Below are 24,172 nucleotides of genomic sequence, written 5' to 3'. Positions count from 1 at the left end.
TCCTGTCAATAGCTGAATGTTCTTTCAACAAATGCTGAATATGCTCCGCCCGGCACATACTCCAACTGGGCTGTAAATGGCTTTGAAGATATCACCTGATTGGTTCCTGTTTCTCGTTCGCCCACTTTTCCTGTAATTCTTAATCGTTTTGCATCAATTTCATCTATCGTAAGAATTTGGGCATAGGGATACGATGCTCCAAAATCGCCCCTCTGAAAACGGATGCTACCATCCCCTTGGTCTTCCATCTCCCATCGTTCCCATGAATATTCATCAGAAGTATATGCCGATTCACCTACTAGATTTTTTAATATATTTTGAAGGCTTCCCTTTGGAATTTGGTAATTGTCTCCATCTGTTGTGTACGGTGTACCAAGGGAACTCTCTGACAACAGAACTTTAATGAAAACTCCAATATCATACTCAGCGCCGCTAGAACTATCTGCATAATATTCTGCAGTAAAAATTTGTTCCCATAGTTTTCTTTCATTCGATGTAAACTTTTCTTTTGCTGTTTGTGTTGTTGTTTTTGTCTGAATAATGCCATTTTCAATCCACGCGCCATTTGCATCCACATAATATCCATCTGGTGTGATGGTATCTGCCAACATGTATCCATTTGTATCAAAATAATACCAGGTTCCGTCAATCTGGCTCCATCCCGAAGACAAATATGACCCGTTCTCTTGCTGATACCACCAGCCGCTGCCGTCATGCTTCCATTCTCCCGCAAAGGCAGACATCGTAGCTGCCAAAGAAATTGCTCCTGCCAAAGCAGGAATGAACATATGCTTTTTTCTCATTTCTCGTCCCTCCTAAATTCGTATTAACACAAAAACAACATTTCTTTTAATATGGATCGCGAAAATATCTTCCGTGTGTATTTTCGCTGTAGCATTCCGCATTTTCGGGTACAGCAGCAGTACCCGCCTCTTCCTGCTATGGCTTTCTTATTGCAAATATGATCTGACATTCATATGATATTCCCTGGTAAAAAGCTCCTCTAAGGGATCCTCAGGTCCCCAATACGGCCCTTCCTCATAACAATCTCCCGTATTTAAATCCACTGTAAATTTCCCTCTAAAGCCTGTAGGCCATATCTGCCACATTATTAATATATTATCCGCAATTTCATCAGCAGGACTCCAATATCCAACTTTATCTGTATGCGATTTTACAATTTCAGCAGCAATTTCTTTTGTCAATGGTATCTGGGAGGTTATTTTTTGAGTCTGTACCGTTCCAAAAACATGCCATGCGCCATTTCCGTCCACCGTATACCCATCCGGCGTTATTCCGTTCATAAGGCAATAGCCCTGATTATCAAAATAATAGCATTCCGCAATTCCGTCATTGTTTCCATCAATCCACTGCCAGCAATCCTTAGGATATGAGCCGTTATCATTCTGATACCACCACCCAGAGGTATCCTGCTGCCATCCGCCTGCATAAGCAGTAATCCCCATGAATACCGATGCCATTCCTGCCGCTACTAATAATTTAAATTTTTTCATATACCCTTTCTCCTTCTTTTTATCATATAAATGAACCGCTATCATTCTTTTGAATAACTATATTCATCAAGCATAAGCTTGTTACCAGAAATTTTATATTCGTAGGAGAACCTTCCAAATATAAATAATTTGTAGATGTAAACTATCTCCTTTTACATGCCAATTTCCGTGCCGGGCATTTTGCATTATAGTAAATTCAATAATTAGGCATCTCGGTATCAATGACTGATGCACCCACCTGTTTTGGCTCAATTTACTTTTTTTCAATCTTTATCCTACTGCGGTTTCGCCTGTCCGGTTACTGCCTGCATCTTACTCTTATCGCTGCTAGAACTCGCCTGCTTATTATCCCGATATTCTCTGACAGCCCGGCTGCTGCCGGAACGGGGAACGGAACTCTGTTCCTGTCCCGTTGATTGTTCTGACGCAGCTCCGTCCTGATCAAACCGGTAAGCTGTTCCGTCAATGGTCTGAATCGTATTGCGATATCTTGCTCCGCTGCTGCTCAGATAATACCGTTTGCCCTCAAAGGTTTCCCAGCCGTTGACTTTCATATCGCCTTCCGGGTCATTAAAATAATACCATTCGCTATCCAGATACTGCCACCCCAGATCCATATGACCATCCGCAGCCGCATGGTACAGCTTCCCTTTATGGGTAATCCAGTTGCTGGTTACCAGCCACTCGTCTGCGTTAAAATAGTATTTCTGATTTCTCCCTAAATCCACGAATTGCGATGTGGCATAAGAATTATCTGAAAATATATACTTCTTGCCATTTCCAATCTGGTTCCATCCCTGCACAATTGTAATTTCAGACGCCGCACCGTCTTCATCAAAATACCAGTTTTTTCCATCTATGTATTCGTTTCTGTTCCGAATGCACGCGCCGTCATTGGATAAAAAGTATCGTTTTCCTTCAAAGGTTTCCCAGCCGTTCGTCTTCATATCTCCCGCCGGGTCATTGAAGTAATACCATTCACTATCCAGATACTGCCAGCCCAGATCCATATGACCATCCGCAGCCGCATGATACCATTTTCCATCTGCTTTGAGCCAGTCGCTCGTAACCATCTTCCCATTCTTATCAAAATAATACTTTTGATCCCGCCCCAGATCCACAAACTGTTTCTTCGCATACTGCCCGCTAGGAAGTCCATATCGGTAATAGCCCTGAGAACTGTCCCAGCCTTCCTTTACTTTGAAAAACACTGTCCCAATGGGCTCTCCATACATACTGGAGTATAAATTAATAAATGAGTCCAAATCTACAGAGACAGCCTGCCCTTCATTTGTCTGATAGCCAAATTGCTTTGAACTATAGCTTTCTGAAAAAAATACTTTGTTGTCTTTTATGGCATATATAAAAACAGCATGTCCTGCTCCTGGATTGTCATAGGACATTCTATATTGATACGGAAATGAAACTACCAGATAATATAATTCTCCGTTTACATTATATTTTTGGTATAGCGCTCTTAACGAATCCCTGCCCAGACTTGCAATCATTTGGTATCCCGTATCGGAGTATGGTCTCTGGCTGGCCGCCCCATACCATTGATTCGCGTATTCTGCCGAAGGGCCACCCAATCCCAGTGCTGTCATCTGCTGGTATACATATGCGCTGCACAGCCCATCAAAACTCATATTATTATTATTTGCTTTTACCGTCGCATATAGCTGGTTCGTCTGATTCAACAGTTCTGCTTCTGAAGCTGCATAACTGTTAAACTGCATATAAAAAATACTCACTGCAATACATAATATTGTTCTACAGATCTTTCTCACAATATTCCTCCATTTCAGTCCACAACAAATGATTTGCAAATCAGCTTATGTTCCTTTCCTTTTGCTTTTGCAGTAACAATATAGAAATAGGTTCCTTTCTCTAATTGCTCAAAAATAAGCGCATCATTGACGGGTCCATGAATATCGTAGGTTTTAGCATTAGGATAAACTTCTTTGCGCATGACAACATCCGCACCGCTTTGCTTTTTACATATCCTTCCGTCCACTTCATCAATCACATAATTGCAGCTGATCACCCCATACAGGCCGAAATTGCAGCCATAGCTCACGCGGCGTGGAATTGTTTCATTGGAAAGCTCAAACCGGACGGCTTCGGCAACATTTGCTGTGAAATCTTCATGTATCATTGTTCCAATTGTTTCATCGGCATCCTCTACCACTACCATTAATGACCAGGTTCCCTTTCCGTAATTTTTGATCTCTGCCGCATTGATGGCCAGGCTTCTCAGATCAAATTCCTTGGCATTAGGATTAAAGGTCTTTTTATATGCGGTCTTCGTATTTTTTTTAATGGTAATTTCGATCCGCTCAATTTTATAATTTGAAGTAATAACGCCATCTAATGGAAAATCTTCTCCAATAGTATAGCTCACTATCTTTGTATGCCCATCAATTGACAGGGTAGATCTCTCCCCGTTTTCTCTTGCAACACCGCTGCTGTCCAGCCGATATTCCTTTCCATCTGCAGTAATCGTTGTATTTCTCATGAGCATACCACCAGAGCCCACGTAGTACCAATTACTTCCAGATTTTATCAACCGGTTTCTTACCATTTCTCCATTCTCATAATAGTACCACTCTCTGCCTTCCTTTTCCCATCCGTCTTTCCCCTGCTGGGATGCAGCCGCCGTGCTGTCTATATTAGTATTAGACACCTGATTATTTGCACCAGAACTGCTGGTTCCCGAACTTTCGCTGGTGTTGCCGGTTTCCTGATTACTGCTCCCTGAACTATGATTTGAGCTGCTGCTTGAGTCACTGCCCTGATAGAAAGTTTCATCATCATCACTGGCATACTGATCCTCTTCGTCATCCTCTTCGTAGCCCGGAATCCATTTTCCATCGGAACCTACCCAATAACCATCGATCCAGCGATTAACTGCCATTTTACCGGATGATAAAAGATAATAATCTCCTATCCACTGATCTCGCACAACCGATCCATCTCCGGCAAAGTAATACCAGCTGCTTCCGATTTTATACCATTCCGTCACCATGGCCCCGCTTGAAGCACAATAATATGTATTGTCGATCCAGCCTGTCCTCATATATCCGCTACCATCAAAACAATACCATGCCCCATCGATCCACTGCCAGGAGGCCGCCGGATAGGTTCCGTCTCCATTGTCATACCACCAGCCTGTGTTATCCTGTGCCCATGCCCCGGCATAGACATTTTCCGTAGCCTTCCCGCTTATGGAAAGGGTCAGGCCTAAGATACATAATATGGTCTTTACATTCCTTTTTTTCATTTGAACTATTTCTCCTCCTGAATATCGCCTTTACATGAGTATATATCTACTCATATGATACCACTCATTCTAATTTATGGCAATAATTATTACGATAGATATATACTCATTATTTTTCATTTTAGAGAGGATCCACGGCATGAAAGACATTGAATACGGATATATACGCCTTAAATTAAAAGATGTTATGGAAGAGCAGGAAATCAGCATTAACCGTTTGGCCTGCCGGGCAGAGATGCAGCGCACACAGCTGAAGGCCTATATAAACGAAAACATGCAGCGTGTTGATCTGGCTGTTATGGCCCGCCTTTGTTATGTTCTTGAATGTGAGCTTCCTGATTTGATAGAATATATACATCCCTGACTTTTATGGCAGCAAAAAATCCAGATATCGCGCACATCATCTGCACTTGATATCTGGATTTTTATTCATTCTATAAAATCAACTATACATTCCTAAAGGATCCTGTACACAGATCTAGACATTGATCTCCGCCCTCATCCCCAGAACATCCTTATTCTCCTCCAGCACCGGCTTTATCACTTCCTCTAAGAACTCCTCCACCTGTTTCGGTGCGCGGCCTACATACTTGATGGGATCCATGGCCTTTTTAAGCTCCTCTAAGGACAGGCCGAAGGCGCTATCTGCTGCAATGAGCTCTAACAGGTTGTTGTCCAGTCCCTTTTCCTTTACGTTCTTTCCTGCCTCCATGGACAGCTGGCGGATGCGCTCATGGAGCTCCTGGCGGTCGCCGCCTGCCTTTACGGCATCCATCATGATATTCTCCGTTGCCATGAAGGGAAGCTCTGCCATCAGGTGCTTCTCGATCACCTTCGGATATACCACAAGGCCGTCCACGACATTTAAGTACAGGTCCAGGATACCGTCCACTGCCAGGAATCCCTCTGGTACGGACAGACGCTTGTTGGCAGAGTCATCCAAGGTGCGCTCGAACCACTGGGTGGAAGCCACCAGCATGGGGTTCATCATGTCGCTCATCACATAGTTTGCCAGGGAGGCAATGCGCTCGCTGCGCATGGGGTTGCGCTTGTATGCCATGGCGGAGGAGCCGATCTGATTCTTCTCAAAGGGTTCTTCCACTTCCTTTAAATGCTGAAGAAGGCGGATATCGTTGGAGAACTTGTGGGCGCTCTGGGCAATGCCTGCCAGGACGCTGATCACACGGCTGTCCACCTTTCTGGAATAGGTCTGTCCTGATACGGGATAGCAGCCGGAGAAGCCCATCTTCTCTGCGATCCGCTGATCCAGCCTGCGGCAGCGCTCATGGTCGCCGTCAAACAGCTCTAAGAAGCTTGCCTGTGTTCCCGTGGTTCCCTTTGAGCCCAGGAGACGCATGGAATCAATGAGATAATCCAGCTCATCTAAGTCCAGCTTAAGCTCCATCATCCAAAGGGTTACCCTCTTGCCCACTGTGGTAGGCTGGGCTGGCTGGAAATGAGTGAAGGCAAGTGTGGGAAGATCCTTGTATTTCTCTGCAAATTGGGAGAGCTCTGCCAGTACATTGAGCAGCTTCCTGCGAACCAGCTTCAGGCCCTCTGTCATGATGATAATGTCAGTGTTGTCGCCAACGTAGCAGGAGGTAGCTCCCAGATGGATGATGCCCTTTGCCTTTGGGCACTGTACGCCGTAGGCATACACATGGCTCATAACGTCATGGCGCACTTCCTTCTCCCGCGCTTTAGCCACATCGTAGTTGATGTCCTCGCTGTGAGCCTTCAGCTCCTCGATCTGCTCCTCTGTAATAGGAAGGCCCAGCTCTCTCTCTGTCTCAGCCAGGGCGATCCACAGGCGCCTCCAGGTCTTGAACTTCATATCCGGTGAAAAAATATACTGCATCTCCTTGCTGGCGTAGCGCTCAGAAAGAGGGCTTACATATCTGTCATGATCACTCATGTCATAACCTCCGTATCTCTCATATTTTTCGTATTTGTCACATTCATATTACCATAAATGGCTGCTGTCAGCAACTGCTACGTTTCCGCATGATGTGCCGAGGCCTGCCGAGAGGAGGGCTGGATGCTCCCTTATTTCTCGTAGCTTCCCCTGATATCCTCCGTAGGCGGCTCAATGGGATAATCGCCGTTAAAACAGGCAGTGCAGATAGGCTTTCCTCCTGCCATCTCATACAGCCTCTCCAATTTTAAATAGGAAAGAGAGTCCGCGCCGATCAGCTCCCGGATCTCATCCACCGTGCGCCCGTGGGCGATCAGCTGGTCCTCGGAAGGGATATCTGTTCCGAAATAGCAGGGATGCAAAAATGGAGGAGCGCTGATGCACACATGCACCTCCTTTGCCCCTGCGTCCCGCAGCATATTTACGATCAGGGCGCTGGTGGTGCCTCTGACAATGGAGTCATCGATCATGATCACGCGCTTTCCTGCCACTGCCTCCTTGAGCACATTCAGCTTGATCCGCACAGCAGATTCGCGGCTGCTCTGCTTTGGCTTGATGAAGGTACGCCCCACATAGGAATTCTTCACAAAGGCCGTGCCATAGGGAATGCCGGACTCCATGGAGTAGCCTAAGGCAGCTGCATTTCCGGATTCCGGGACTCCCACCACCAGATCCGCCTCAATGGGTGAGTCAATGGCAAGGAAGCGCCCTGCCTGTATACGTGAATGATAGACTCCCACACCGTCAAACACACTGTCAGGCCTTGCAAAATAGATGTACTCAAAAATGCACCTGGCCTCCTTTTTCGGATCCGCAAGACACATGTCGCGGTTGGAGGTGATGCCCTTCTTCGTGATGGTAACGATCTCTCCCGGCTCCACATCCCGGACAAACTCTGCTCCAATGGTCTCCAGAGCGCAGGTCTCCGATGCCAGAATGTAGGCATTGTCCCGCTTTCCGATACAGAGAGGCTTAAAGCCAAAGGGATCTCTTGCGCCGATCATCTTCCTTGGACTCATGATCACCAGGGAATAGGCACCTTTTAGCTTCTTCATAGCCTCCGCCACTGCCTGTTCTACCGTAGGCGTCTTGATCCTGGCCCTGGCAATGTGGTAGGCGATGACCTCGGAGTCAATGGTGGTCTGGAAAATAGCCCCGGTATACTCCAGCTCATGACGCAGCTCAGGAGCATTTACCAGATTGCCGTTATGAGCCAGAGCCAAGGTTCCCTTTACGTAGTTGAGCACCAATGGCTGTGCATTTTCCCTGGTGCTGCTTCCGGCAGTGGAATACCGCACATGGCCTACCCCGATGTTGCCATGAAGTTGCTCCAACATCTCCGGTGTAAACACCTCATTGCAGAGGCCCATTCCCTTGTGGGCACTCACCTTCCCCTTTGGGCCTTCTGTGTCGCTTACCGCAATGCCGCAGCTCTCCTGCCCCCTGTGCTGAAGGGCAAAAAGTCCGTAATAAATGGTAGACGCCACATCATTCCCATCAAAATCATAGATTCCGAAAACTCCACATTCTTCATGTAACTTATCCGCCCCAACACATAAGTCCATCTGATTCATTCGGTTTTCCTTTCTTTCTATGAAAGTTCCGCCGCCGGATAGGCGGCACTAAATTCTGGTATGCCAAGTGCGCCCGCCAGACTTTTATGGCGCGGCGGCTCCTTCGCCAGCCGGGCGCACAGAGGTTTTTTATGAACGGTCCTAACCAGCGAACGCCTGGGTATATGCCCAGGCGTTACTACCTTCCTTACTGGATTCCCAGTCTGCGGAATACCTCCTCATATGCATCCTCCACATTGCCCAGATCCCTTCTGAATCTGTCCTTATCCAGCTTCTCGTGGGTATCCTTGTCCCAGAGACGGCAGGTATCAGGAGAAATCTCATCTGCAAGGATGATCTTTCCATGGTAACGTCCAAACTCGATCTTGAAATCGATCAGATCGATGTTCAGGCTGTCAAAATACTCCTGGAGAACTTCATTTACCTTGAATGCATAGTTGGTGATGTCGTCAATCTCCTCCTTGGTAGCAAGTCCCAGAGCCAGGGCATAGTAACCATTGATGAATGGATCGCCCAGATCATCGTTCTTGTAGCTGAATTCCAGTGTCGGGCATTTGAACTTGATGCCTTCCTCCATGCCCATCTTCTTTGCAAAGCTGCCTGCGGAATAATTGCGGATGATAACCTCTAAGGGCACGATCTCCACCTTCTTCACAGCAGTCTCCCTGTCATTTAATTCTTCTACCAGGTGGGTAGGCACACCCTTCTCTTCCAGCTTTTTGAAAATAAAGTTGGTCATGCGGTTGTTGATGGCGCCCTTTCCAACGATGGTTCCCTTCTTCAGGCCGTTAAATGCTGTGGCATCATCCTTGTAGGATACGATTAATACATCCGGATCTTCCGTTGCATAAACCTTCTTTGCCTTTCCTTCATAGAGCATTTCTTTCTTTTCCATGAGTATTCCACCTGTCCTTTTCTTTTCTTAAAATTAATCGTGATTTATAAGCTATCTCAATAAAAGAATGCCTTTTCAGTAGGAATTATAATACATAATGTCTATGAATACAAGAAGGGCAGTCATTAAAATTCCTAATGAATCTTTTCATGGAACACTAATTACTGGATCTAGGCAAAGTTTCCGTCCGGACGCCTTCCTCCAGCCTGAAGAGAATAAATAGCCCTTCATCCAGCAGAAGACCCAGGCCTTCTTTCCTGACAGACCCTCTTTCTTCCTGCTGCGGCCCCTCATGCCAGGCCTCTCTTTGCTCCTCAATATGGTATATATGAAATGCTGACGCAGCTGCCTCTGCCGCTCTGGAACCCAGTCCTAATGGAACGGCAAGCGTCCAAAGAAGGGCCGCCCATGCTGCCAGAACAAGAGCCGCCTTAAGGACCCTATAAGCCCGCTCTTTCCTCCTGCTGCCCGCCTTCTTCCATGCGCGGACAGCCCGGATGCGCTGCCTTCGCAGCAGGCGCTTCTGTCTGTATCTCCTCATATTCCCCCTTCCCGGTACTCCTATCTGCATTATACTGAAAAATGCCGGGCTCTTCAAGGGATTACCGCTTGAGCTTTTGCATTTTGCATTTTGTGCCGTGGATGTGAGTATACACATGCAGCAAAAAACAGGCCTCCTCCGCCATCACCGGCAGAGAACAGCCTGTTTTTGTACCCTTACTTTTCAGTGGATGTATCTGTTGTATTTGTCCTGTCTGCTGCTCCGCTTTCACCTGTCATATCGCGAAGCCCATCTCCCACGTCATCTACGCCGTCCTCCACGTCATCCATCAGCCCGTCGATCACGCCTTCCCTTGTTTCTCCGGTTCCAGCGCCTCCTGCCTCACCGGCTCCATTGGATTCTGTGGTGGAGTTGTTCATGGCTCCATCCGTAGAGCCGCTCGTAGGTCCGCCTCCTGTTCCGCCGGTGGTCTGTGTCGTACCGCTGGCAGAAGGGTTGTTGGAATTATTGCTGCCGCAGGCTGACAGTGATATCACCATCATAAGAAGCAGCAGGGCTAAGATAACTGGTCTGCTTTTTTTCATAATGACATTCTCCTTTCGCTTTCTATCCTTATTATGTGCGGATGGAGAATATATTATGGTGGGATATTTTTCCAATTTACAGCTGGATCACATCAGCCATCGTATAAAGGCCCGGGCCCTTTCCGGCAAGGAACTTTGCTGCCTCCAGCGCTCCCTTTCCAAAGATCGCTTTGGAATAAGCTGTATGGCTGAAGGTGACGACCTCGTCCCTTCCTGCGAAGATCACATCATGGTCTCCCACAATGGAGCCTCCTCTGACTGCTGAAATGCCGATCTCCTTTGGATCTCTCTTTTCCCTGCGGGTGCTCCTGTCATAAATATAATGGTACTCCCCGCCCATGGCTCCGTTGATGGAGTCTGCTAATGCCAGGGCAGTGCCGCTGGGGGCATCCTTCTTCTGGTTGTGATGCTTTTCCACGATCTCAATATCAAAGCCTGACTGAGCCAGTACCTTTGCACCCTCCTGCACAAGGCGCAGAAGCAGGTTTACGCCTAAGGACATGTTGGCAGAGCGGAGGACCGCCGTCTTACTGCTCACTTCCTCCACCTTCTTTATCTGGTCCTCAGAGAGGCCTGTGGTGCAAAGGACTACCGGCATATGGGCAGCCGCGCAGTAATCCAACAGCCCGTCCACTGCCTTTGCAGAGGCAAAATCCACCACTGCATCTGCCTGCACATTGCAGTCTGCAAGAGAAGCAAACACAGGATAGCCATTGTCCTTTGTGTTGTTGATATCAATACCAGCCACGATCTCCAGATCTTCCATATCCTTTGCCAGGGAGGTGATCACCTGTCCCATGGCACCATTGCAGCCGTGCATGATGACCTTTACCATTTGTATAACCTTCCTTTCTCTTCTGAGGCCCGTTTTACAGGATGCCGTATGCAGTCATAGCTGCCTTCAGCTTCTCCTGGTTCTGTGGCTCCATCTCCGTGAGAGGCATGCGTAAGGGGCCGACTCCCTTGCCCTGCAGGTTCATTGCAGCCTTTACAGGGATCGGATTTACCTCCCGGAACAGCTCTGCGATCAGCGGGATCGCCTCCAGCTGAAGCCTTGCGCTTGTCTTCACATCTCCTGCAAAATAGGATGCACAGATATCATGGGCCTGCTTCGGAGCTACGTTAGAGAGGACAGAGATCACGCCCTTTCCTCCTAAGGAAAGAAGGGGTACGATCTGGTCATCATTGCCGGAATACAGGTCAACCTTTCCATCTGCCAGATTCATAAGGGTCGCGATGGCAGAGAAATTGCCGCTGGCTTCCTTTACGCCTACGATATTCTCCACGTTCCTGCAAAGGGCTGCAATGGTATCCGGCTGAATGTTCACACCTGTCCTGCCTGGGATATTGTAGAGAAGCATCGGGATCTTCACGGAATTGGCAACCGCTGTGAAATGAGCCATCAGGCCCTTCTGGGTAGCCTTGTTATAGTAAGGGGAAACAACAAGGAGTCCATCTGCTCCCAGGCGCTCTGCCTCCTCAGATAGGTAGATGGCTGTCTCCGTGCAGTTGGAGCCTGTGCCTGCGATCACAGGAATACGCTTTTTTGTCACCTCGCAGACATACCTGATCACATCCAGATGCTCTTCATGGGTCATAGTGGAGGCTTCTCCTGTGGTTCCGCAGGCAATGATCGCGTCTGTGCCTCCTGCGATCTGCTCCTCTACAACCTCCTCCAGCTTGTCATAGTTCACCTCGCCATTGTCCTTAAAAGGTGTAATCAATGCCACGCCTGCTCCTTCAAAAATTGCCATAATCTTATTCTCTCCTTTTTTTATCATTCAATCATGGTTTGTACTGGAAAACGAAAATGTAACATGGAATCCTGCCACGCAGGTTTCCCATGTAACAAAAAAGGGCTGCGGTAAATGTCAGCCCTTCTTACGCATCATTCCTATGACGAATACACGTTCTTCAGTAGCTCTCCATCCACCAGGATGACAGTCACATGATTCTTCACCATGCACCCAGAAGGGACTACTGCCAGGAAATATCCCCCCTTCGGCGTCGTTCCCTTTCCCCGGCCATCTACTGTGCCTGCCACATACGGTCCGGATACTGATGATTGACGCAACCTCTACTCTATGATTGTTGGTTTTATATTAGCATTCTTAGCTTTCAATGTCAACAGTTATTCAAATCTTGTCTCCAGCCTTGTCACTTCATCCACAGAGCCGTTCAAAGCCTCCGGGTATACCGTGCCGGTCATGATCAGCTGTATCTGTGCCTGCCTTGCCTGGCTGATCACGGTGCAAAGCTCCTCCAGGGTGATGATTCCCTCATCCAGAATTCCCAGAATCTCATCCAGTATCAGGATATCGCACTCTCCCGTCACAAGGACCTTTTTGGAAAAATTCAGGCCGTTGCGGATATTGATCCTGGCCTCCTCCTTCTCCGTCTCAGAGAGCTTATCAAAGAATGTATGGGACTTCTCAAAGCGGAAGATCTTAAATTCCGGCTCCAGCCTTTTGATAATGTCCATATTCCTCATTTCCAGAGAGCCCTTTAAAAACTGCACCATGATGACAGACTTGCCCTCTGTCAGCGCAGTGATTCCTCTGCCGATCGCACTGGAGGTCTTGCCCTTACCCGGACCGCAGATAACCTGTATCAAGCATTCTTTCATCTTTATGCACCTCTTGCCTGCTTTCATAGACTTCGCTCATAATAGCACAGTTTAAAAGAGAATGCAAATATTTCTTATGATTTTTGAAAGAATTTTGAAAGATTTGGTAATTTTGCTGACGTCTGATCACTCGTCACATTCCAGCTTGCTGATGGAAACCTCGTAGGCAATGCGCTTCTCACACTCCGTATCACTAATCTTCTTCGTGTACTCCCTGCTCTGGACGCGGCCCCAGACACGCACCCTGGCGCCCACTTCAAAGCCGGAGGCATATCTAGCATTTCTTCCCCAGCTGATGCAGGGTATGTAATCGGATTTGCCGTAGGGACGGTTGACTGCCAGAAGGATATCAGCGATCTCTCTCCCTAAGGGCGTCTTCCGGTAAATGGGAAGCTTACAGATATAGCCGTCCAGGAAGATCTGGTTCGTCTTTGTATAATCCGTAAACTCCTCCATGAAATGGATCTCACGCACAAAAATGGACAGCATAAGGCGGTTCTTCACCCCTTCGTGGCGGTTGTAGGAGCGGAACTGCCCAATAGCCTCAATGGTGCAGCCGGAATAATCGCTGTGGACATCCAGAAGGCGCTCCGATACCATTAGCGGGATGATATCCGCCTGCTCGCTTAACCTGTTCACTGCCACATCCACCATGTAGAAGCCCTCTCCGAAGACCTCGTGGCTGAAGGTAAAGCCTGACACAATTTTTCCTATTACGCTTACACGGTTGTTTTCAATCATTTTTTCTGACATAGTACATCTCCTCTTTGCTTCTTAAATTATTTTCTCATTCTGCCGTTTCCATTTTTTCCATCATACTTCACTGCTTTTGTACGGCACATAAATAGTGTATGAGGAGATAACAGGAAATAGAACAAAAAAAAGACGAATCCTGCCAGAAGTGTTCGACAGGATTCGTCACAAATTTACTTATGATGCTGCCCTCAGGCGGCATGTACGTTTCTTATTTTTTGAAAGAAGCTCTCTTGCGGAGAAGGGGATCAAGGATCTTCTTGCGGATGCGCAGGCTCTCAGGCGTTACCTCCAAAAGCTCATCGGTATCGATGAAATTCAGACACTGCTCCAGACTCATGATCTTGGGAGGCGTAAGCTTTAAGGCCTCATCTGCACTGGAGGAACGGGTATTGGTCAGCTTCTTTGTCTTGCAGACATTGATCTCAATGTCCTCCGCCTTAGGGCTCTGTCCCACGACCATACCGGAATATACCTTTACTCCAGGTCCGATAAACAGCGTTCCTCTCTCCTGGGCATTGAACAGGCCATACGTAATGGCTTCGCCTGCCTCGAAAGCAATCAATGAGCCTGTCTGACGGTAGGAAAGGTCGCCCTTGTATTCTGCATAGCCGTCAAAAATGGTATTTAAGATACCGTTGCCCTTTGTATCTGTAAGAAAATCACCCCTGTAGCCGATAAGGCCTCTGGATGGTATGGAGAATTCCAGTCTGGAATAGCCTCCTGCTGCCTGGCTCATGCCCTGAAGGGCGCCCTTGCGGCTGGTAAGCTTCTGGATCACCACGCCGGTGTACTCCTCCGGCACATCCACATAGGCCAGCTCCATTGGCTCCAGCTTGCGGTTGCGCTCATCGTACTTATAGAGCACCTCTGCCTTGCTGACCGCAAACTCATAACCCTCACGGCGCATGTTCTCAATGAGAACGGAAAGATGGAGTTCGCCGCGGCCTGACACCTTGAAGCAGTCCGCAGAATCTGTTTCCTCCACACGAAGGCTTACATCTGTGTTCAGCTCCCGAAACAGCCTGTCTCTGATATGGCGGGAGGTGATGTATTTTCCTTCCTGCCCTGCTAAGGGGCTGTCATTTACCATGAAGTACATGGCAATGGTGGGCTCGGAGATCTTCTGGAAAGGAATTGCCTCAGGATGCTCCGGGGAGCAGATGGTATCGCCGATATGGATATCTGTGATGCCGGAGATCGCCACAATGGATCCGATGGACGCTTCCTGCACCTCCACTCGCTTTAATCCGTCAAACTCGTATAATTTGCCGATCTTGATCTTTTTGAACTTATCAGGATCGTGGTGGTTTACCAGAACGCACTCCTGATTGACTCTCAGACCGCCGTTGTCTACCTTGCCGATGCCGATACGGCCAACGAATTCATTGTAATCAATGGTGCTGATCAGTACCTGGGTATCTGCATCCGGGTCGCCCTCAGGAGCAGGGATCGAATTGATGATCGTCTCAAAGAGAGGACTCATATCCACTTCCGGGTCATCCAGCTGGCATTTTGCAAAGCCGGCCCTTGCAGAAGCAAACACAAAAGGACAGTCAAGCTGTTTATCGGATGCATCCAGATCCATCATAAGCTCTAATGTCTCATCAATGACCTCCTCCGGTCTTGCCTCAGGACGGTCGATCTTGTTGATGCAGACGATCACAGACAGATCCAGCTCCAGGGCCTTCTGCAGAACGAATTTTGTCTGGGGCATAGGACCCTCATAGGCATCTACCACAAGGATAACGCCGTTTACCATCTTAAGCACGCGCTCGACCTCGCCGCCGAAATCCGCATGTCCTGGGGTATCGATGATATTAATCTTTGTATCTTTATAAAAAACAGCCGTATTTTTAGACAGGATCGTAATACCGCGCTCACGCTCAATGTCATTGGAGTCCATGACACGCTCCTGGACCTCCTGGTTTGCCCGAAAGACCCCGCTCTGCCTTAACAGCTGGTCCACCAGGGTCGTCTTACCATGGTCTACATGGGCAATGATCGCGATATTCCTAATATCTTCTCTCTTCATCTTCATAATGCTTACTCTTCCTTATTATATAAGAACCTCTTTTATATTTTGTCTACAGCCGTATAGTATAGCATTGCCGCCTGTAGATTGCAAGGGATTTTTACATGAGTTTCTGCTTTTTAAAACACGATCAGCTCTCCCCCGGCTCTGCCGTAATACACCTCATCTCCCCGCCGGATAACAGCCCTGCCGTTTGTGCCCTCTGTCAGTCTGGCAGTAAAGCGCCCCTCCTCGGCAAAGGGCACCAGGAATTGGAATACGACCTTATCCGTATACTGGGTATCCAGGGTGTCAATGCCCGCCTGGGCGGCTGTATACTGAATCTTCCCCACGCCGTTGTAATCCGTTGTCACTTCGAAAAGATATGCCAGCTTTTTCTCTACCACCACACAGTCCCGAAGCCCCTCCTTTAAGGCCCCGGAATAGGCCCGCACAAGGCCTCCCGTACCCAGAAGAGTGCCTCCGAAATACCTTGTAACCACAGCGCATACATTGTGCAGCTCCTCTCCGGCCAGCACGTCCATCATGGGCTTTCCCGCTGTCTGGGAGGGCTCTCCGTCGTCGCTGCACCTGGCTGTCTGTCCCCTGTCTCCGATAATATAGACATAGCAGTGGTGCCTGGCATCCCAATAGCGCTTCCTCACCTCCTCCACAAAGGCAAGGGCCTCCTCCTCTGACTCAACCGGCCGGATATCAGCGATGAAACGCGATTTTTTCTCCACGATCTCTCCTGTTCCGCCCTTATACACAATTTTGTAGCTTTCTACCACTTTATCCGCTCCTTTGCCGGCTTTTTGGAAGAAAAATCCCCACAAAGCCGTTATTTTCCGCTTTTTTTATCATAATATAGTTGTTTCTTAATATCAAGGGCATATTTAAACCTTTTCATTTTAATAAAACTGGTGTATAATTTACAGAAGGTCAATTTCAGAAAGACGAAAATTCGAAAAGGAGATTTTATGAACTACGGACAACACGAGGTTGAGCGCAGGCTCAAGTCTCTTCATTCTAAATCAGGCAAATACGCCCAACGGCTTGTCTTAAATGTCTTTAAGGCGTTGTTTGTGCTGTTCCTTTTTCTGGCAGTCACAGGAGGAGCAGTTGGCTTTGGTATGTTGAAGGGAATCATTGACAACGCCCCTTCCGTGGATATCATGAATATACAGCCTGACCGTTTTGCCACTACTGTCTATGATTCCGAGGGCAACCTGACAGATACCCTGGTTATGAGCGGCTCCAACCGCGAGTCCGCTGAGTACGATGAGCTTCCCAAGGATCTGATCAATGCATTTGTGGCAATTGAGGATTCCCGTTTCTGGTCCCACAACGGAATTGATATCCGTTCCATTGCCAGAGCTGTCAAGGGCGTTTTAAGCGATGACTATGCAGGCGGCGGAAGCACCCTGACACAGCAGCTCATCAAGAACAATCTCTTTGCAGGCGGCATGGAGTCCAGCTTCGGAGCAAAGCTGGAGCGTAAGTTCCAGGAGCAGTACCTGGCTGTCCAGCTAGAGAAGAATTCCGGCATGAGCAAGGAAGATACAAAGAAAATGATCCTTACCAACTATCTGAATACCATTAACCTGGGGAACAACACCCTGGGTGTCAAAGTAGCTGCCCGCAGATACTTCAACAAAGACGTATCGGATCTGACCTTATCTGAGTGTGCGGTTCTGGCTACCATCACCCCAGCACCAACACGGTATAATCCCATTTCCGGACGGGAGAAAAATGAGGAGCGGCGCAAGATCGTGCTCCAGGCCATGGTGGACCAGGGATATATCACAAAGGATCAGCAGGAGGAGGCTCTGGCAGATAATGTCTACGACCGCATCCAAAATGTAAATACAGCTGCCAAGGAGACCACCAACACGCCATACAGCTATTTTACCGACGAGCTGATCGAGCAGGTCATAGAAGCCCTGATGGAGAAAATGGATTACACGGAGAGCCAGGCCAGCAATCTTTTGTATTCCGGCGGCCTTCAGATCTTCACCACCCAGGATCCCCGGATCCAGGCTATCGTGGATGAGGAGGTCAACAATCCGGACAACTATACTGCTGCCAAATATTCCGTGGAATACCGCCTCTCTGTTACCCACAGTGACGGGACCACCGAGCATTTCTCAGAGGAAGGCTTAAAGGCTTACCGCAAGAACATTTTAAGGGACTCTTCCTTTGAGGGGCTGTATACCACCCCTGATTCTGTACAGGCCGATATCGACCAGTACAAGTCCTGGCTCTTAAGGGAGGGCGATGAGATCATCGGAGAGCGCCAGACACTGACCCTCCAGCCTCAGACCTCCTTTGTCATCATGGACCAGCACACGGGAGAAGTGAAGGCCATCTGCGGAGGCCGCGGGGAAAAGACAGCCAACCGTACCTTAAACCGCGCCAGCAACGTACTGCGCCAGCCCGGCTCCGCCTTCAAGGTGATCACTGCCTTTGCTCCTGCCATGGATACCTGCGGGGCAACCCTGGGAACCGTTTACTATGATGCTCCCTACACCATCGGCACAAAGACCTTCCGGAACTGGTGGGGAGAAAGCCGCGGCTTTGTGGGCTATTCCAATATTCGGTCCGGCATTATCTACTCCATGAACATTGTGGCTGTACGCTGTCTCATGGAAACAGTGACACCGCAGCTTGCCATTGAATACGCAGAAAATATGGGGATTACCTCCCTGACAAAGAATGACCTCAATCCGGCTCTGGCCCTGGGAGGCATCTACCGCGGCGTCTCCAACCTGGAGCTTACCGGTGCCTATGCCTCCATTGCCAACGGCGGCCTCTACACAAAGCCCCGGTTCTTTACCAGGATCCTTGACCACAACGGCAAGGTACTCATTGACAATGAGCCTGAAACAAAGCAGGTACTGAAGGATTCCACTGCCTTTCTGCTGACAGATGCCATGTCAGAGTCCATGAAGGGCAACCGCCTCTTTGCAAGGCCGGGTGTATCCATCTCCTCCACCAGCACCAGGGCGGCCCTCACAGGAATGTCCGCTGCCGGTAAGAGCGGTACCACTACTGCCAACAATGATATCTGGTTTGTGGGCTTTACTCCTTACTATACTGCCGGTATCTGGGCCGGCTGTGACAATAACCAGAAGCTGACGAACAACGGCGGCACCTCCTTCCACAAGGATATCTGGAGGAACATTATGAACCGGGTGCATGAGGGCTTATCGGATCCCGGCTTCACGGTTCCTGACAGCATTGAAACAGCCCAGATCTGCCGCAAATCCGGCAAGCTTGCCGTATCCGGCGTCTGCAGCGCAGATCCCAGAGGAAATGCTGTTTATACCGAATATTTTGCAAAGGGCACCGTACCCACAGAGGTGTGCGACAAGCATGTGAGCGTCACGGTATGTGCGGAATCCGGAGCAAGAGCCACGGAGTTCTGTCCTGTAAAGACAACACGCCCCTGTATGATCCTGCCTGACGGCGAGTATTCTGTCACCGATGATTCCCTGTTCGCTATCCCAGGTGAATGCCCGCTCCACTCCAGCACATCCACCATTATCCAGCCTTCTGACGGCAGCGAAGGTCCGGGAGGAATGATCGTTCCCATCGGCCCCGGCTATGAGCCACAGACTACGGTTGATCCCAACAGTATAAGCGGGCCTGGGGCACAATAACCGTAACAGTTCAAAAAAAACACACCTTGCGATCCTTCCTTCGGGCGGCTTGCCGGAGGGATATCCAGGGTGTGTTTTTTATGCAGCGATGGCAGCCGGCTTGACTGCATCCTATAAAACGCTTTATGGCTACTTCATTTTTGGCTTAAATACAAGGGATGCCAGGTATCCGAACACCAATGCCCCGCAGATGCCTGCTGCTCCCGCCGTGAATCCGCCCTTGAAGATTCCTAAAAGGCCGCTCTCCTTCACAGCCATCTTTACGCCCTTCCACAGGGTATTTCCAAAGCCCAGCAGCGGGACTGAGGCCCCTGCTCCTGCCCAGGAGAGAAAGGGCTCATAAATCCCCAGGGCTCCCAGGATCGAACCGCTTACTACAAGAAGCACCATAATGCGGCCCGGCATCATCTTCGTCTTCTCCATCAATATCTGCGCCAGGGCACAGATCACTCCGCCTACAAGAAATGCCTTTACAAATTCCATCGTTCTGCTCCTTTCTGCTCTCTTTGTCAGGCTTCTATATGCTCCAGGATCACTCCATGAGCAATAGAGGGGATACTCTGTCCCTCATTAAAGCTTACGGTTGACAAAAGAGCTCCTGTTGGCACAAAGAGGACTCTCTTCCAGGTTCCATCCTGGATCTTTGGGAGAATGTAGGAGCACAGTGTGACTGCAGCACAGCCGCAGCCGCTTCCTCCTGCGTGGGTATCCTGCTTTTCCTTGTCAAAGATCTCCATACCGCAGTCCATATGAAGCTCCCTCAGGTCTCTTCCCTTCTCTCTCATAAAATCCAGAAGAACCGTTCTTCCGATCTCTCCCAGATCTCCTGTGATGATCTTATCATACCAGCTCTCACTGACCCCAAAATCCTCCAGATTCTGCTCAATGGTGTGAAAGGCAGCAGGCGCCATGGCTGCTCCCATATTCATGGAGTCCTTTGCCCCCAGATCCACCATTCTCCCCGTAGTGATACCGCGGATCCTTGCAAGGCCCTCCTTCCTGGTTCCTGACATCACCACGGCGCCGCAGCCGGTCACTGTCCAGCTGGCTGACATAGGCCTCTGGTTTCCATAAGCCAAAGGAAAGCGGAACTGCTTTTCCGCAGTTGCAAAATGGCTGGATGCCATGGACAGTACCGTATCCGCATATCCTGCTCCCACTGCCATCGCTCCCAGTCCCATGGCTTCTCCCATGGTGGAGCAGGCGCCGAAGAGTCCGAAAAAGGGCACCTCCAGGTCTACTGTGCCAAAGGAAGTAGCGATCAGCTGCCCCAGCAGGTCTCCGGCAAACATATACCGAAGATCTCCCTTTTGGATACCGGCCTTCGCTATGGCCAGCTCCGCTGTCTCCTTCTGCATGGCGCTCTCCGCCTGCTCCCAGTTATCCTTTCCCAGCATATCATCCTGCTCCACCTTATCAAAGAGCTGGCCCAAAGGACCTTCTCCCTCCTTTTTTCCTGCCACGGACCCTGCGCTGATAATAACAGGCGGATGCTCAAACTCAATACTGGCCTTGCCTTTCATCTGTCCCATGCTGTCTTCCCATTCTCCTTCCTTCTAGAGCATATTTTGTAACAGTTCAGACGGCGCGTATTTCCACATCGGATGGACAACCCATTGCTCCTTGTCCTGCCTGACCGGGCAAGAAGATCCCTCCGTCTGAACGATTATCATATTTCTAATATGATACAGTATGTGTTATTTGAAGGAAAAATACTCCCTGTCCAATGGAAAAAGCCTGCCCGGGCTTTTTAAGACTCAGACAGGCTTTTTCTTATTCTCTTCTTATTCAATCGCTCTGCCGTCCAGCAGATTTGTCATGCTCTTAAGGCTTACTGCCAGAGTAGAGGTATTATGTAACAGCGCTGATGTAGCTGGCGCGATCACCCCGCCTACGCCCAAAAGGATCAGGCCCAGGTTAAAGCTGATGACAAAGCGGTAGTTTCCATGTATTCTCTTCATAAGTCCGTTGCTGATCGCTTTTAATGTCACCAGCTGGTACAGGTCATCCTGGGAGATCGTAATGTCTGCGATCTCACGGGCGATCTCTGCTCCCTCGCTGATAGCAACTCCTGCGTCTGCGGCAGAGAGCGCCGGGGAATCATTGATGCCGTCTCCGATCATGATCACTGTATGGCCCTTTTTCTTTTCCCGCTCCACAAAGCTGGCCTTGTCCTCAGGCAGGACCTCTGAGAAATAGGTATCTACCCCCACCTTTTTCGCAATAGCTCTTGCAGTGCGCTCGCTGTCTCCTGTCATCATAACGATATTGGAAATGCCAAGAGCGCGCAGGGAGGAGATGACATCCCTTGCCTCCTCCCTCAGGGGATCTTCAATGAGTATCACAGCAGCCAGCCTTCCGCCGATCGCCATATACAAATGGGAATAATAGGTGGGAAGCTGTTCAAACTTCTCCTCACAGCCCTCAGGGATCACGCAGGATTCATCCTCAAACACAAAGTGATGGCTTCCGATCACGACCCGCTCACCATCCACATAGGTGGCAATGCCGTGAGCCACAATATAGTCTACCTTTGAGTGCATTTCCTCATGGACAAGCCCTCTCTGTACTGCCTCCCGCACCACGGCATTTGCCATGGAATGCGGGAAATGCTCCTCCAGGCAGGCCGCGATCCGGAGGAGCTCCTCCTTACTCATGTCATTGAAAATGGCAACGTCGGCCACTACTGGCTCTGCCTTTGTAAGGGTTCCCGTCTTGTCAAAGACAATGGTATCTGCCTGGGCCACGGCCTCCAGGAATTTTCCTCCCTTTACGGTGATGTGATAGCAGTTTGCCTCTCTCATAGCCGACAGCACGGACAAGGGCATGGCAAGCTTTAAGGCGCAGGAAAAGTCCACCATAAGGATGGAGATCGCCTTTGTCACATTTCTCGTGAGAGCCCAGGTAAGAAGTGTTCCGCCTAAGCTCCAGGGCACCAGTGCATCTGCCAGGCTGGCTGCCTTTCCCTCCACGGAGGATTTCAGCTTTTCCGACTCCTCGATCATGGTGACGATGCGCTCAAACCTGGTGGAGCCTGCTGCCTTTTTCACGCAGATGGTGATCTCGCCCTCTTCCACTGCAGTGCCTGCGTAGACATAGGAGCCTGTCTCCTTTTTCACAGGAAGGGACTCCCCTGTCATGGAGGCCTGGTTTACCATGGCTTCACCAGTGGACACAATACCGTCTAAGGGGATCACATTGCCCACATGGACGGTTACCAGATCCCCTTCCTTTACGGAGGATACGGGCACAAGGACCTCTGTGTCCTCTATCTTCTGCCATACCTTTTCCACATGAAGGGACATGCTCCTGGCCAGGTCTCCCACTGACTTTTTGTGGGTCCACTCCTCTAAAAGCTCTCCGATCCCCAGCAGGAACATCACAGAACCAGCTGTGTCAAAATCCATTCTGGCAATGGACACTGTGATGGCAGTGGCATCCAGCACCTCCACCTCCAGACGCCTTCTGAAAAGGCAGCGCAGCCCCTTCACAATGTACCGGATCGCCTGAAGGCTGGCATATACTGCTCTGACTGCGGGAGGGAGAAAGGTTCTGGTGGCTGCCCTTAAGACCACCTTTCCGATGAGTTTTTCCTTATATTCCTGATTGAGAGCTCTGCCGGAATTAGCAGGTACGGCGATTTCTTCCTCCTGCTTTTGAAAGGAAAAATGCTGGATCCCGCAGATGATCTCCCGGCGTTCTCCCTCATACAGGACCACTGCATCCGCTGTGCGCTCATATACCTTTGCACTTTTTACTCCCGGAAGCTTCAACAGGTAATATTCCAACAGGTCGGCCTGGGCTATGCTCATGGAACCATGAAACAGATGCACCCTGAGCCGCCCTGTCATTTCATGCTTAATTGTAAATTTCATCTTCAACGCTCCTATAGTGGATACTTCGCAAAAAGAAGCCCAGGGAAATCCTCCCCAGGCTTTTTTGTATCCGCTTACTCCTGTGCTGCCGGCTCCTCAGAGAAGCTCTCTGCCTTCTCTTCTGCCTTTGCACACTCATCCTCAAATACCTCTTTGCTGCGCTTTTCGTTGATTTCCTTTGCCTCTGCCAGGATGTCCTCTGCATTTTCCTGGATATTCGTAGCAGTTGTCATCACGCAGTCTTTTGCCCTGAGTCCTGCTGCCACGCAGTTGATATAAAACTTCTTTGCGTCCTCACTTCCCAGAATCTTCACTCCTGCGGTACCAAAAAGCACTCCACCTGCAAACAGGCCTATTTTCTTTAATTTGAACAGATCCATTTTTTTCTCCTCCTGTTATTTATGCTTGTATCCCGTGTAAATGGTCATTGCTAAACAAAAAATCATGGCCCACGCCCAGAACCTGTGCTGCTTCATCTTCTGTCACTGTCCTTTCATAACGTTCTATACGGTTTACATGTAGTTGTATCTGAATACTCTTGTATCCTAGCAAATCGCCCCCAGGTTAGTCAAAGATTACAGCTCTTATTGAGAAAAGTTATCAGGTTGCTTTATCTTATAGACACGATACCCAGCTGCCTTTACAGCCTCCTTCAGGACTTCATCCGGCAGCTGTTCCTTCATGCGGACCCTCGCTTCCTCTGTCCCCAGATCCACACTGGCCCAGACGCCCTCCAGGCTGTTTAAGGCATTTTCCACATGGGAAACGCAGTTTCCGCAGGACATACCGTCCACATACAGGATGCTCTCATATGGATAATGAGATGCATCCTTGTCTTTTACTTTTATCTTCTTTACAGAAGGGCCTGAGGATGTGCCGCAGCAGCCTGAGGTCAAACGCTTTCTGTAACCTCTGACAGCACACACGCCGATAATGATCAGTATAAGGCATATGATCGCTGTTGCCATATGAATCCCT

At 49.1% G+C, this 24,172-nt stretch carries 22 protein-coding genes and 1 riboswitch; of the genes, 2 read left to right on the top strand and 20 right to left on the bottom strand.

The window, feature by feature from the left end; all coding sequences use genetic code 11:
- Positions 1-5: 5 nt before the first annotated feature.
- The 4 genes from LIZ87_RS03435 to LIZ87_RS03420 all read right to left on the bottom strand — a co-directional run bounded on the left by LIZ87_RS03435 (position 6) and on the right by LIZ87_RS03420 (position 4,794).
- Entirely contained in the window at positions 6-803 is a 798-nt protein-coding gene (locus LIZ87_RS03435) for a hypothetical protein (RefSeq protein WP_227145278.1), read from the bottom strand.
- A gap of 147 nt (positions 804-950) precedes the next feature.
- Positions 951-1,514 carry a hypothetical protein gene (locus LIZ87_RS03430; protein WP_227145276.1) on the bottom strand — a complete coding sequence of 188 codons (564 nt, stop codon included), beginning with the start codon at positions 1,512-1,514 and terminating at the stop codon, positions 951-953.
- A 275-nt stretch (positions 1,515-1,789) separates the two neighbouring features.
- Entirely contained in the window at positions 1,790-2,779 is a 990-nt protein-coding gene (locus LIZ87_RS03425; protein ID WP_227145274.1) for an N-acetylmuramoyl-L-alanine amidase family protein, read from the bottom strand.
- Positions 2,780-3,315: 536 nt separating this feature from the next.
- Positions 3,316-4,794: a hypothetical protein gene (locus tag LIZ87_RS03420; protein ID WP_227145272.1), complete on the bottom strand. Its 1,479-nt coding sequence runs from the start codon at positions 4,792-4,794 to the stop codon at positions 3,316-3,318.
- A 139-nt stretch (positions 4,795-4,933) separates the two neighbouring features.
- Here LIZ87_RS03420 and LIZ87_RS03415 point away from each other — a divergent pair, with 139 nt between their 5' ends.
- The gene (locus tag LIZ87_RS03415) at positions 4,934-5,158 is read left to right on the top strand and encodes a helix-turn-helix domain-containing protein (RefSeq protein WP_227145270.1); all 225 of its coding nucleotides are present in this window, start codon (positions 4,934-4,936) and stop codon (positions 5,156-5,158) included.
- 114 nt (positions 5,159-5,272) lie between these two features.
- Here the strand turns inward: LIZ87_RS03415 and purB are convergent, their stop codons facing one another.
- The 11 genes from purB to LIZ87_RS03355 all read right to left on the bottom strand — a co-directional run bounded on the left by purB (position 5,273) and on the right by LIZ87_RS03355 (position 16,448).
- Positions 5,273-6,709, bottom strand: a complete 1,437-nt coding sequence (gene purB, locus LIZ87_RS03410) for an adenylosuccinate lyase (protein WP_227145268.1) — start codon at positions 6,707-6,709, stop codon at positions 5,273-5,275.
- A 131-nt stretch (positions 6,710-6,840) separates the two neighbouring features.
- Positions 6,841-8,283 carry an amidophosphoribosyltransferase gene (purF, locus tag LIZ87_RS03405; RefSeq protein WP_178316215.1) on the bottom strand — a complete coding sequence of 481 codons (1,443 nt, stop codon included), beginning with the start codon at positions 8,281-8,283 and terminating at the stop codon, positions 6,841-6,843.
- Between the two features lie 187 nt (positions 8,284-8,470).
- Positions 8,471-9,178, bottom strand: a complete 708-nt coding sequence (purC, locus tag LIZ87_RS03400; RefSeq protein WP_178316214.1) for a phosphoribosylaminoimidazolesuccinocarboxamide synthase — start codon at positions 9,176-9,178, stop codon at positions 8,471-8,473.
- 157 nt (positions 9,179-9,335) lie between these two features.
- Positions 9,336-9,719: a hypothetical protein gene (locus tag LIZ87_RS03395; protein WP_227145266.1), complete on the bottom strand. Its 384-nt coding sequence runs from the start codon at positions 9,717-9,719 to the stop codon at positions 9,336-9,338.
- A 176-nt stretch (positions 9,720-9,895) separates the two neighbouring features.
- Positions 9,896-10,264: a hypothetical protein gene (locus LIZ87_RS03390; protein WP_227145264.1), complete on the bottom strand. Its 369-nt coding sequence runs from the start codon at positions 10,262-10,264 to the stop codon at positions 9,896-9,898.
- A 76-nt stretch (positions 10,265-10,340) separates the two neighbouring features.
- A complete protein-coding gene (dapB, locus tag LIZ87_RS03385; RefSeq protein WP_178315299.1) occupies positions 10,341-11,099 on the bottom strand; it encodes a 4-hydroxy-tetrahydrodipicolinate reductase in 759 nt (252 codons plus the stop codon).
- A gap of 34 nt (positions 11,100-11,133) precedes the next feature.
- Positions 11,134-12,018 carry a 4-hydroxy-tetrahydrodipicolinate synthase gene (gene dapA, locus LIZ87_RS03380; RefSeq protein WP_178315301.1) on the bottom strand — a complete coding sequence of 295 codons (885 nt, stop codon included), beginning with the start codon at positions 12,016-12,018 and terminating at the stop codon, positions 11,134-11,136.
- 156 nt (positions 12,019-12,174) lie between these two features.
- Positions 12,175-12,352: riboswitch (Lysine riboswitch) on the bottom strand.
- A 43-nt stretch (positions 12,353-12,395) separates the two neighbouring features.
- A complete protein-coding gene (locus LIZ87_RS03370) occupies positions 12,396-12,890 on the bottom strand; it encodes a cob(I)yrinic acid a,c-diamide adenosyltransferase (RefSeq protein WP_178315305.1) in 495 nt (164 codons plus the stop codon).
- A 126-nt stretch (positions 12,891-13,016) separates the two neighbouring features.
- Positions 13,017-13,643 carry a single-stranded DNA-binding protein gene (locus LIZ87_RS03365; RefSeq protein ID WP_178315307.1) on the bottom strand — a complete coding sequence of 209 codons (627 nt, stop codon included), beginning with the start codon at positions 13,641-13,643 and terminating at the stop codon, positions 13,017-13,019.
- A gap of 211 nt (positions 13,644-13,854) precedes the next feature.
- Positions 13,855-15,684, bottom strand: coding sequence for a translational GTPase TypA (gene typA, locus LIZ87_RS03360; protein ID WP_178315309.1), 1,830 nt, complete (start codon positions 15,682-15,684; stop codon positions 13,855-13,857).
- A 113-nt stretch (positions 15,685-15,797) separates the two neighbouring features.
- A complete protein-coding gene (locus tag LIZ87_RS03355) occupies positions 15,798-16,448 on the bottom strand; it encodes a YigZ family protein (protein ID WP_227145263.1) in 651 nt (216 codons plus the stop codon).
- A gap of 189 nt (positions 16,449-16,637) precedes the next feature.
- Here LIZ87_RS03355 and LIZ87_RS03350 point away from each other — a divergent pair, with 189 nt between their 5' ends.
- Positions 16,638-19,319, top strand: a complete 2,682-nt coding sequence (locus LIZ87_RS03350) for a transglycosylase domain-containing protein (RefSeq protein ID WP_227145261.1) — start codon at positions 16,638-16,640, stop codon at positions 19,317-19,319.
- A gap of 129 nt (positions 19,320-19,448) precedes the next feature.
- Here the strand turns inward: LIZ87_RS03350 and spoVAE are convergent, their stop codons facing one another.
- From spoVAE to LIZ87_RS03325, 5 genes are all read right to left on the bottom strand, one after another.
- On the bottom strand, positions 19,449-19,802 hold the full coding sequence (gene spoVAE, locus LIZ87_RS03345) for a stage V sporulation protein AE (protein WP_178313568.1): 354 nt from the start codon (positions 19,800-19,802) through the stop codon (positions 19,449-19,451).
- A 26-nt stretch (positions 19,803-19,828) separates the two neighbouring features.
- Positions 19,829-20,851, bottom strand: a complete 1,023-nt coding sequence (locus LIZ87_RS03340; RefSeq protein ID WP_227145259.1) for a stage V sporulation protein AD — start codon at positions 20,849-20,851, stop codon at positions 19,829-19,831.
- A 252-nt stretch (positions 20,852-21,103) separates the two neighbouring features.
- Positions 21,104-23,194 carry a heavy metal translocating P-type ATPase gene (locus LIZ87_RS03335; RefSeq protein ID WP_227145257.1) on the bottom strand — a complete coding sequence of 697 codons (2,091 nt, stop codon included), beginning with the start codon at positions 23,192-23,194 and terminating at the stop codon, positions 21,104-21,106.
- Between the two features lie 74 nt (positions 23,195-23,268).
- On the bottom strand, positions 23,269-23,574 hold the full coding sequence (locus LIZ87_RS03330; protein ID WP_178314567.1) for a DUF6110 family protein: 306 nt from the start codon (positions 23,572-23,574) through the stop codon (positions 23,269-23,271).
- 204 nt (positions 23,575-23,778) lie between these two features.
- Positions 23,779-24,162 (bottom strand): heavy-metal-associated domain-containing protein, encoded by a 384-nt coding sequence (locus LIZ87_RS03325; RefSeq protein ID WP_178314569.1) that lies wholly within the window; start codon positions 24,160-24,162, stop codon positions 23,779-23,781.
- Positions 24,163-24,172: the final 10 nt, after the last annotated feature.

This window comes from Lacrimispora sp. 210928-DFI.3.58 (assembly GCF_020554865.1).
Taxonomy (GTDB): Bacteria; Bacillota; Clostridia; order Lachnospirales; family Lachnospiraceae; genus Enterocloster.
The sequence above is the reverse complement of the archived record's forward strand: the minus strand, read 5'-3'. Positions and strand labels throughout refer to the sequence as shown.